This window comes from Corynebacterium sp. HMSC055G02 (assembly GCF_001809065.1).
GTDB lineage: Bacteria > Actinomycetota > Actinomycetes > Mycobacteriales > Mycobacteriaceae > Corynebacterium > Corynebacterium jeikeium_D.
The window spans coordinates 174,190-184,288 of sequence record NZ_KV795633.1; the positions used below are offsets into that span (position 1 = coordinate 174,190).

Below are 10,099 nucleotides of genomic sequence, written 5' to 3' on the forward strand. Positions count from 1 at the left end.
CAGCTACACCAGGTAAGCGCCGGGGCCGGAGCCGGAAACCAGCACGTCAATATCCTCGAACTCTGCGCGGAAACGATCCGCGATGGTCTCGGCATCGCCGCTGCGGCACAGCACCTTCACGTTCGGCCCGGCATCCATGGTGGCGTAGCACTCGGGGCCCTCGTCACGCAGCGTAGCGACGAGATCGAGAGCCGCCACCGAATCCGGATTCCAGTACCGCACCGGAGGAAGAGCCCCCAGCATAGTGGCGTGCATGCGCATGGCATTGGCCTCGGCAAGCTCGCCGACCGCAGTGAAGTCCGCAGCGGCAATGGCGGCCTTCATGTCCTCGATATCACGAGGCACCTGCTCCACCCAGGCCGGGAAGAACGGTGATGTCTCGACCGTGCGACGCATGGCGGCACGGCTGTCAATCTTCTTGCGCCCCGGGGCCAAAACCGCCACGACCAGGGAGAGATCCAGGCCGGAATCCGGCAGAGCCACTGCGTGGCTGGAAGCATCGTCATCGCCGGGCAGCCACTCAACGAGGCCGCCGAAAATAGAGCGACAGGCCGAGCCCGAACCGCGACGGGCCAGAGCCGAGAGCTGTTCCGGGGTGTAGTCCAGGCCGTAGGCCTTCGCCGCGGCCAGCGCGAGAGCGCCAAAACCCGACGCGGACGAAGCCAGACCCGCACCCGTCGGAATCTCGTTGGTGCTGGTCACCTCTGCGAAGCTAGTGCTGCCCGCACGCTCGCGGACCAAATCCAAAAACTTCTGGACACGGGAGAGGTCCTTGCCCACCATCTCCTGGCCGTTCAGAGTGCCCGAGTCGGCGGTGACGCTGGGATCGTCGATAAGCGACACCGTGGTCGTCGTCGGAGCGATGCCCAGAGTAAGGGACAGCGAACCTGTGGCCGGTAGCTGCACGGCCTCATCGCGCTTGCCCCAGTATTTAATCAGGGCGATGTTGGGATGAGCGACGGCGGTAGCGGTCGTGGTCACGAGGGATTTACCTCCACAGTCCAAGTAGCAACGGCATTGGCGCCCATCATGGCATGGCTAATCAGTTCCGCGTGATCGGCGGACTCTGCCAGCGCCATCACACAGCCACCGCAACCGGCACCAGTGAGCTTTGCCCCGTGGGCACCTGCCAGTCGGGCGGCAGTGACGAGATCGGTGATGGACTCATGCCCAACACCTAGTTCTTCTAGCGCTTCCTGCGCCGAGTCCATGCGATGTCCCAGACGGGCAAAATCGCCCTTGGCCAGGTTGTGCACCGCGCCATCGGCCAGCTGCCCCAAGTGGTCCAACAACTCTTGGCCGTGGACTCGGTGGGAATCGACGAAACCACGCACGCGGGCAACGGCCAGCGACGTCGAACCACGCACACCGGTATCCCCCAGCACCAGCCACATCTTCTTGGCCACCTTCAGCGGATGGAACTCACCCTGCTTGAAGTAAACCGGACGCGATGCGCGGGCAACCGTGGCATCCAGGCCAGAGGGGTTACCGTGCGCCAGACGCTCAGCTTCCTGCACCAGGTCAAAGCGCTGACGCTCGGTCAGAGTGCCATCGGCGAGGTCACGCACTGCGTCGATAAGCGCATGTGCCACTGCGGCAGAACCACCCAGCCCTGCGGCGGGCGGGATACCAGAGCGGAGACGAACCAGCAGGTCGCGTTCGGGAATACCGAAGGTGCGCAGGCCAGCGCGGAGTGCAGCGGCGATGGAGGCAAAGCGCTCCGGCAGCTCGTCGATGTCGATGACCTCGCCGTCCATGGAAAACAGGACTGGAGAATCCTCCACGCGGTCAATCCACGCCATCGTGCGCAGCGACGTCACCGGCAGTGCGATAGCCGGCTTGCCGTAGACGACAGAGTGCTCGCCCAACAAAATCGACTTGGCATGGCCTTCACCGAATGCGGCACCCTGTTCATTGGCCAGGGCATAGAACTCCCCGGTCTCCAATTCCTCGGACTTGTCGAGGCCGAAGTCGTCGACGCTGGCGTTTTCTACGCTGGTCACGAAGCTACACATCCTTTTCCGAAACCGACTGTGCGGCAGCCTGCGCCTCTGCGGGGCCATGGATACCCGGCACACCCGCAATGTCGAAACCGTACTTGGAGAACTTCTCCGCCCCGACACCCCAGACGTGGTTAAACCACTCCGTCATCGGTTCGTTCGCACGACGTTCTGCGAGCTCCTGCGGGGTCACGTACACCACTTCATCGACCTCATCGGGGTTGATATCCACCGACTTCGGATCGACGATGCCGGCGTACACGTGGTTGTACTCGTGCTCCGCCAATCCCGAACGATCATCGATGACCTGGTAGATAACAATGCCGATTTCCTCCAACTGGGAGACATCCGCACCGAGCTCTTCCTTCGCACGACGCTCAACGGCATCGGCCACCGGCTCCCCCGGCAGTGGGTGCGAGCAGGTCGCATTCGTCAGTAGCAGTGGTGAGTGATACTTCGACTCCGCACGGCGCTGCAGCAGCATGCGTCCCTGCTCATCGAAGAGGAAAAGAGAAAAAGCACGGTGCAAAATTCCCGGCGGAACGTGTGCTTCAAGCTTGCCGACGGTACCGAGAACCCGACCGTCACGATCGACTACCTCTACCTGGATGTCGGCTTCACCCGGGGCAAAGCGGGCTTTAATGTCCTCTGGCGCGTCATTCATTTCCACACTCCTGACTCTAGACTGCGGCCACAACCGCAGCTAACTCCCCGGCAATCTTGCGGGCCGATTCCGCATCGGCGGCCTCCACCATGACGCGGAAGAGCTCCTCGGTGCCGGACGGGCGCAACAGCACGCGACCGGTGGAACCCAGCTTCTCCTCGGCTGCATCGATGGCGGCCTTGACCTCATCAGACTCCAGAATTGCGGCCTTGTTGGACACCGGCACGTTGATAAGGGTCTGCGGCAGTACCTTCATTACGGAGGCCAGCTCAGCCAGAGACTTACCGGTGCGCGCCATCCGCGCCATGAGATACAGACCGGTAAGGGTGCCGTCACCAGTGGTGGCGTGATCCGGAATGACCACATGCCCCGACTGCTCACCGCCGAGCGAGTAACCGCCGGCGTTCAAATCTGCCAGCACGTAGCGGTCGCCGACCTTGGTGGTACGCAGGGCGATATCGTTTTCCTCCATCGCCAGCTTGAGGCCGAGGTTACTCATCACAGTGGCCACCAGCGTGTTGTGGTGCAGTAGCCCCTCTTCCTTCATGGCGACGGCCAGGATGGCCATGATTTGGTCACCATCGACGATGTTGCCCTGCGAGTCCACAGCCAGGCAGCGGTCGGCATCGCCATCGTGAGCCAGACCCAGATCCGCACCGTGCTCCAGCACTGCCGCGCGCAAAACCTCAATGTGGGTGGAACCGCAGTTGTCGTTGATGTTGTAGGAGTTCGGCTTGTCATGAATAGCGACGACGTCGGCACCGGCGGCCGCGTACGCCATGGGGGCGGCCTGCGAAGCAGCACCATTTGCACAATCCACCACGACACGAATGCCGTCGAGCTTGGTGCTGACCGCACGGGAGAGGTGGAACAGGTAGCGGTCGAGCCCGTCTGGGGCCTCCTCGATGACACGACCCACTCCGGTGCCCGTGGGGCCGGTCTCCGGCAGGTTGTGGAGAGCGTGTTCGATTTCCTTCTCCACCGCGTCGTCAAGCTTGGTGCCGCCCGCGGCGAAGAACTTGATGCCGTTGTCCGGCATGGGGTTGTGAGAAGCCGAAATCATCACACCCATGTCGGCACCGTAGTCGTCGGTGAGGAAAGCGACAGCCGGAGTGGGCAGCACGCCGACACGCAAAACGTCGACGCCCTGGGAAGCCATGCCGGCAGACAGCGCTGCGGCAAGCATCTCACCGGAGACACGCGGATCGCGGCCAACAATGGCCAGGGGACGACGCCCCGACGGATTCGTGCCGCTAGTCAGCACAGTGGCCGCAGCAGCACCCAGCCGCATTGCCAGCGGTGCGGTCAGAGTCTTATTCGCCAAACCGCGGACGCCATCAGTTCCGAAAAGACGTGCCATTGTTGCTAGACCACTCCTTGGGGGTTTTATGAGTTTTGGTATCGCGGACTATTGCATTGTCAATGCTGTATTACTTTAGCCGGTCGCGCAGGCGAATCCAGACTAGCCACAGGACACAATTGGCTGCGGGTCATAAACCGTAGTCTGAGTTTCACGCGATATTTCCGCGCCCGAGAGGTCCCGAATGACGCGTGTATCAGAAGTGGTGAAGCCCTGCGCACCCGACGACGGCTGGCAAGAGCTGCCACTGACCTGCATACGCTGTGGTTGCGTGTATGCCCAACGGCCACCATTGATGGACTCAACGTTGACCTTCTTCACACCCTTGATGCGCACAGTGACGTCGGAGCCAGTAGTAACGGCCTCGATGAGAATCGGAGTGTCGGAACTGTTCTTAAACGCTAGGTCGATTGCGCCCTCGTACACCGTCGCCTCACGGCCGGCCGGGTAACGCGAAATGTAGTAACTGTGCGGGGTGTGCGCGACATCCTCCATGCCCGCAAAGTACGAAGCATTGTACAAAGTGGTGGCGAACTGGCTAATGCCACCACCGACAGCCTTATCCGCATGGCCGTTGAGGATAATGCCCGACTCGACAAAACCCTGCGCAGTACCGCGCGGGCCCGTGTAGCCGTTCAGACTGAATGTATCGCCCGGCGCCACGAATGCGCCGTTGACCATCTGCGACACCAGGGCAATGTTTGTTCCCGATGCCGAGCTGAAGCCACCGGTGGTGAACTCACCAATGACATCATCGAAGGTGGCACTTTCCGCTTGTTCGGTGGTGTAGGTGGCGGGCTTGTCCTCGTAGACCGCATCAAACTCGCGCTTATCCGTCGAAGTCACACGCTCGGCGAAGTCCTTCATAGTTTCATCCCACTTCACGGCTACGCCATCAACCGAGGGGACCACTTCACGCGAACCACCGCTGAAGCGTATCGACGCATTGCGCTTATCAACCTCGGAAGCAGCCAGCCCCTCCTCGAGGATCTCGCGTGCGCGGTCGACATTGATATCGGCAACCAATCCACCGTCGCGCGGCACAAAGCTGATGATTTCAGCCATGCGCTCCGGCGGAATTACACCATCTTTGCCATCACGGCCCTTGGCAACAATGGGGCCCGACACCGCATCGGCGGCCTCTCCCTCAGCTGCCTCACGGACCTGCTCCTCACCGATGGCCGGGTCGTGCGCGGTGGTCTCTACATCGATGCCCTCCGGCGACAACCACTTGGCGGCCAAATCCCCGCTGACCGCATTGCGGTCGACATCTTGGCCGATGACCGGTGGAGTTGTTTCCACGCGGCCGTCGACAAGCTTGACCTCACCATCGACGGGAGCAATAGTCAGTTCGCCGACGAGACTGTCGACCTGCGGCTCGAACTTAGAGCTATCGATATCGCTGACCAAATCCAGCTCACGGGTAGTAAAGAAACTGCGCACCCAGGTAACTGGGTTCGCCGTCTGCTTACCCGCCTGCGCGACCGTCTTCTCCCAGTCGATGCTCAGCCCCGCCTCCTCGGGCAGAACCTCCGCCGTGCGTTCGCCGGCACGAAACGCCACTGGATGAGTGGAAAGATCACCGAGCTGCTCTTCGAGCTTCGCCTCAGCGTGATTCGCGCTCAGCGTGCTGATGTCAATACCCGCAACGGTAGACCCGCGCGGGACATGGTCCTTGTTCAGCACGTAATCGACAGCGTAAAACACACCGAAGAGCGCGAAGATACCGAGGACGATGCCGAGGAAAATCTTTAATCCACGGTGACTGGAGGAAGACTTTTGTTTGGCCACAGCCACTTACTTTACCGTGGAAACACTACTAACTAGATTTTTATTAGATTCCGCAGGTGTCCGGAATGCGTTTCTTGTTCTTCGCATACTGCTGGAAAGCATCGACCACGGCATTGGCATAGACCTCGGCGCCATCCGGGGTCGGGTGGATAAGGTCCGCGCGCAGCTTGGACAAATCATCACGTACACCATGACACCAGTCAGACACATAGACATTGTCGCGCTTCTTTGCCGCGTCGAGGACTTCCCTCTCCGACTGCGGCATCCACACACGATCACCGTACGGGTTGATGAGGACAATGATGCGGTCTTCACCCAGCGAATCGAGGATCTCATCCAACAGGTGTTCGTCCGATGCCGCAGCCGACTGATTGATACCAAGACCCAGCACGACGAATGGATCGAGCGTACCCGCCGCCTTCATACTCGCGATGATCTCCGGGGCGGCCGGATAACCACGGGAAACAGCCGCATCGATATAGATACCGGGCAGCTTCTCTTCCAACGCGGACGCCGAGGCGAGCATCACAGAGTCGCCGATAGCGGTGATCTGGTCACCACGCGGCATAACGCGCTTGGCCAACTCGGCTTCCTCCGCCTTCTGAGCCTGCGCACGGCGCTCAGCTGCCTCCTGTAGCTGTGCCTCCAAACGCGTCATCTTCGGCGCCGTAGCCATTCCCACAACTGCACCAACCACGACGACCAGCGCCAGCCCTGCTGCAACGCGCGGCTTCCAGGAACCGGCAAACTGCGTGCCCGAAAACTGCGCCATCCAACGGCGGTAACCCATCCGGCGAATTGGCGATTCCACATTCTTGTATGACCAGTTCGCCAAAAGCAGCGATAGCGCAATACCTGCGCAGGCAGCGAGGTTCTCATACTGCATGGCCTCACTGCGCTCCAACAGTTCGCGGATGAGCACGATGACCGGCCAGTGCCACAGGTACAGCGAGAAAGAAATCTTTCCCAGCCAGCACAGTGGCTTGAACTCAAAAATCTGACGCACGGGTGAGACACCGCGAACGACAAGATAGAGAATCGCCGCCGACAGCAACGAGGCGAACACCAACCCACCGCGGTAAGTCGCCGACGCGGTATCCGACATCATCAGCAAAACCAACGAAAGGAAGATCAGCGGCAGCGAGGCCACTACGAAAGCCTGGGCGGAACTGCCAAAGAAGTCCCGCAGCAGGGGTTCTGTGCGTGGCCAGGAGTCCGCTTCCGCGCGTGACGACGTCGACGTCAACCACAATGCGAGGGCCGCGCCAAACAGGAGTCCAAAGGCGTGAGTATCGGTGCCGTAGTAGACCCGCGTGGGGTCGACCTTCGGATCATAGAGCGAGACCATCCACACGAAAGAGGCAACCGCCCCAATGCCCGCCACTGCTGCCAGCTTGCGAGATGCCAGCTTCAAGGCGAGAAGAGCCACAAAGATCAATGGCCAGAGCAAGTAGAACTGCTCCTCCACCGACAGTGACCAGTAGTGCGCTAACAGCTGCACTCCGGAATCCGCGAAATAGGACTGAGAGCCCGCAATCTGCGTCCAGTTATTGACGAAAAAGACCGTGCCGAGAAACTGCGTCGACAAGCCAACAGCGGGATCCCCGCCGACCAGACCTGCGACGGCGATGGAAATAAACAACACGAACATCGCAGCCGGGGCGATGCGGCGCAGCCGACGAAGCCAGAAGTCCTTTAGATCGATGCGCCCAGTGACCGCGCGTTCGCGCACCAGAAGCGAGGTGATAAGAAATCCGGAGAGCACGAAGAAGATATCCACACCGATGTAGCCACCGGGCAGCACATTATCGAAGTAGTGGTAGATCACCACTGTGGCAACAGCCAGACCGCGCAGCCCATCAATGCCTGGTACGCGTCGAATGCGGAAGGGATGCTTCGCCACCGACGACGAGCTAGAGGAGCTCTTCGCGTCGGAGGTCTTGGTGGCTGTGGTGCTCACCGCCATACGGTTTCCTTCTTCCCATCGCACTGCAATCGCACTTTCATCGCACTGCAATCGCACCGCGATAAACGATTCTCGTGGCAGTTTTTAACGGATAAAAGTCTAACGTACGGGGCTTGTCTCAAAAATGCAGCCATGCCTGGTAACGGCGGACTTTAACCCAAAAAAGCACCTCGGCTTGCGTGTAATACGCAAACTGAGGTGCTTTTCGAAGCAGTAAAGCTTAACGCTTGGAGTACTGCGGTGCGCGACGGGCCTTGTGCAGACCAGCCTTCTTGCGCTCGACAGCACGAGCGTCGCGGGTGAGGAAGCCAGCCTTCTTGAGAACGCTGCGCTCCTCCGGGTTGAACTCGTTCAGGGCACGAGCGATAGCCAGGCGCAGAGCACCGGCCTGACCGGACGGGCCACCACCGTTGATGTTGGCCTTGATGTCGAACTGGCTCTCGCGCTCGACCAGGACCAGCGGATCCTTGATCTCCTGCTGGTGCAGCTTGTTCGGGAAGTAATCCTCGAGCTCGCGGCCGTTGCAGACAATCTTGCCGGAACCAGCGGTCAGAACGACGCGGGCGACAGCGCGCTTACGACGACCGACAGTCTGAATCGGGCGATCCAGGGTCAGCGGTGCAGCCGGAGCAGCCTCAGCCTCGGTCTCGGTAGCAACTGCGTCGCCGATGGAAGAGGTGAACTCTTCAGTGGCAGCAGCAGCGGCAGCCTGAACATCATCGTAGGAAGCCTCGGTGGCCTCTACGTTCTGGTTCTCATTGACGTCCTGTGGGTTGGTCACTGTGCCACCGCCTTGATCTCGTAGTTTTCAGGCTTCTGACCGGCGAACGGGTGCTCGGAACCGGCGAAGACGTGCAGCTTCTTGATGGACGCACTCGAAAGCTTGTTGTGCGGCATCATGCCCTCAATAGCCTCAGCGATAACACGCTCCGGGTGAACCTCGAGGGAACGACCCAGGGTCATCGACTTCAGGCCGCCCGGGAAGCCCGAGTGGCGGTAGCGCATCTCACGTTCCCGCTTGTTCGAGGAGACGTGTACCTTATCGGCGTTGATGATGATGACGTGGTCACCGCAGTCGACGTTAGGGGCGAAGTAAGCCTTGCCCTTACCGCGCAGCAAGTCTGCGGCGTGAGTAGCCAGACGGCCGAGAACAACGTCGGTAGCGTCGATGACGTACCACTTGCGCTCGATGTCACCGTCCTTCGGATGGAAAGTAGACAACATGACTCCTTTTAGGGTCCGTGTAGATTTGCCAGCCACCGTGCACACTGTTGTTATTCCCCGGCGGCCGGTGGAGACCCGAGGCAACATTCACGTGTGCGCACACAGTTTGGCTACTTTACCTTGAGATGACGCTAGAACAAAAATGCCAAAGCCAGTCTCAGCCGCAAACTGCTGAGACTGGCCTTTCCCCCCCCTGGAGTGCTGCTAGCAAGAATACTTCAAAGGCAGATACCTAACTGAAGATCTCAATTGAGCAATGTCCTCCCCTCCCCCGGTTACATAGCTCAATCAAAAGTGCCTCAATCAGGAACCAAGCTATCCCCAGCTAGCTGCCGCGCGGCGGTTAATATCCGCCATTCGCTGGCTACCTGCGCTGACCGTATCCGCGATAGTCGTGAGAATCATATTGAGCTCCTCCGCTGCTGTGTCCCATTCACGCTGAGCCTCCTGGTAAGAATCCGAAGAGTCACCCTCCCACGTAGAGACCATCGGCGCGATGCGCTTCTTCAAATCTCCGAGCAGCCCGTTGATGGTGCCAGAAGTGGACCGAATGTCATCGGCAGCACCGTCGATGCCGCCAAAACTGTACCTAATTGGTTGCATTAAGAACCCTTTCCCCAAAAGGTGATGTGTGTTGTGTGATTCAGTGTTGTGGTTGTGCGATTCGATAAAACGTTTAGAGGTTCAGCAACGACGCACCCGCTGCTGCCACCTGCTTGAACGACGACGCCCCCTCGTCCTCGCCCGCATCGAAGCTGCTGGAATTTGCGCGGATGTTATCCGCGATATCCGTCAGCGCATTGGATAGACGCATAGCTGCGTCATCCCAACGAAGCATCAGATCATCGAAGCTGTCTTTAGCCTGGCCCTTCCATTCCCCCGCCAGACCGTCCACGACGCCTCGAATGCGCCCCAGCTCGCCCTGTACTTCCGAGTTGACGCCATCGACGTCCCCCGCGGTAGTGGTCATTTGATCTGATTCGGCTGCAAATAGGTTTGCCACTGTTTCCCCCTTATTCGTGTTGAGTGACTGATTAACGACGGCATTTTTACCTCCCCGCGCGAGCCAGCCAGCTTCCCGCGTTAAAAACCCG

Annotated in this window: 10 protein-coding genes; all 10 read right to left on the minus strand. The window is 59.9% G+C overall.

The window, feature by feature from the left end; translation table 11 throughout:
• Positions 1 to 3: 3 nt before the first annotated feature.
• Positions 4 to 981, minus strand: a complete 978-nt coding sequence (mvaD, locus tag HMPREF2547_RS01075; RefSeq protein ID WP_070604465.1) for a diphosphomevalonate decarboxylase — start codon at positions 979 to 981, stop codon at positions 4 to 6.
• Positions 978 to 2,003, minus strand: coding sequence for a mevalonate kinase (gene mvk / locus HMPREF2547_RS01080; RefSeq protein ID WP_101687816.1), 1,026 nt, complete (start codon positions 2,001 to 2,003; stop codon positions 978 to 980). The genes mvaD and mvk overlap by 4 nt, the downstream gene beginning before the upstream one ends.
• Positions 2,004 to 2,007: 4 nt before the next feature.
• Entirely contained in the window at positions 2,008 to 2,664 is a 657-nt protein-coding gene (gene idi, locus HMPREF2547_RS01085) for an isopentenyl-diphosphate Delta-isomerase (protein ID WP_016422095.1), read from the minus strand.
• Positions 2,665 to 2,680: 16 nt separating this feature from the next.
• Positions 2,681 to 4,024, minus strand: a complete 1,344-nt coding sequence (glmM, locus tag HMPREF2547_RS01090; RefSeq protein WP_016422094.1) for a phosphoglucosamine mutase — start codon at positions 4,022 to 4,024, stop codon at positions 2,681 to 2,683.
• 102 nt (positions 4,025 to 4,126) lie between these two features.
• Positions 4,127 to 5,815 carry a VanW family protein gene (locus HMPREF2547_RS01095; protein ID WP_070604491.1) on the minus strand — a complete coding sequence of 563 codons (1,689 nt, stop codon included), beginning with the start codon at positions 5,813 to 5,815 and terminating at the stop codon, positions 4,127 to 4,129.
• Positions 5,816 to 5,858: 43 nt separating this feature from the next.
• Complete coding sequence (locus HMPREF2547_RS01100) at positions 5,859 to 7,781, minus strand: acyltransferase family protein (RefSeq protein ID WP_049190393.1); 1,923 nt, start codon at positions 7,779 to 7,781, stop codon at positions 5,859 to 5,861.
• A gap of 220 nt (positions 7,782 to 8,001) precedes the next feature.
• A complete protein-coding gene (gene rpsI, locus HMPREF2547_RS01105; protein WP_016422091.1) occupies positions 8,002 to 8,562 on the minus strand; it encodes a 30S ribosomal protein S9 in 561 nt (186 codons plus the stop codon).
• Positions 8,559 to 9,002 carry a 50S ribosomal protein L13 gene (rplM, locus tag HMPREF2547_RS01110; protein WP_049170060.1) on the minus strand — a complete coding sequence of 148 codons (444 nt, stop codon included), beginning with the start codon at positions 9,000 to 9,002 and terminating at the stop codon, positions 8,559 to 8,561. Before rplM ends, rpsI begins: the two co-directional genes overlap by 4 nt.
• Positions 9,003 to 9,320: 318 nt before the next feature.
• Positions 9,321 to 9,608 carry a WXG100 family type VII secretion target gene (locus HMPREF2547_RS01115; RefSeq protein ID WP_016422090.1) on the minus strand — a complete coding sequence of 96 codons (288 nt, stop codon included), beginning with the start codon at positions 9,606 to 9,608 and terminating at the stop codon, positions 9,321 to 9,323.
• Between the two features lie 73 nt (positions 9,609 to 9,681).
• On the minus strand, positions 9,682 to 10,008 hold the full coding sequence (locus HMPREF2547_RS01120) for a WXG100 family type VII secretion target (protein WP_005510029.1): 327 nt from the start codon (positions 10,006 to 10,008) through the stop codon (positions 9,682 to 9,684).
• Positions 10,009 to 10,099: the final 91 nt, after the last annotated feature.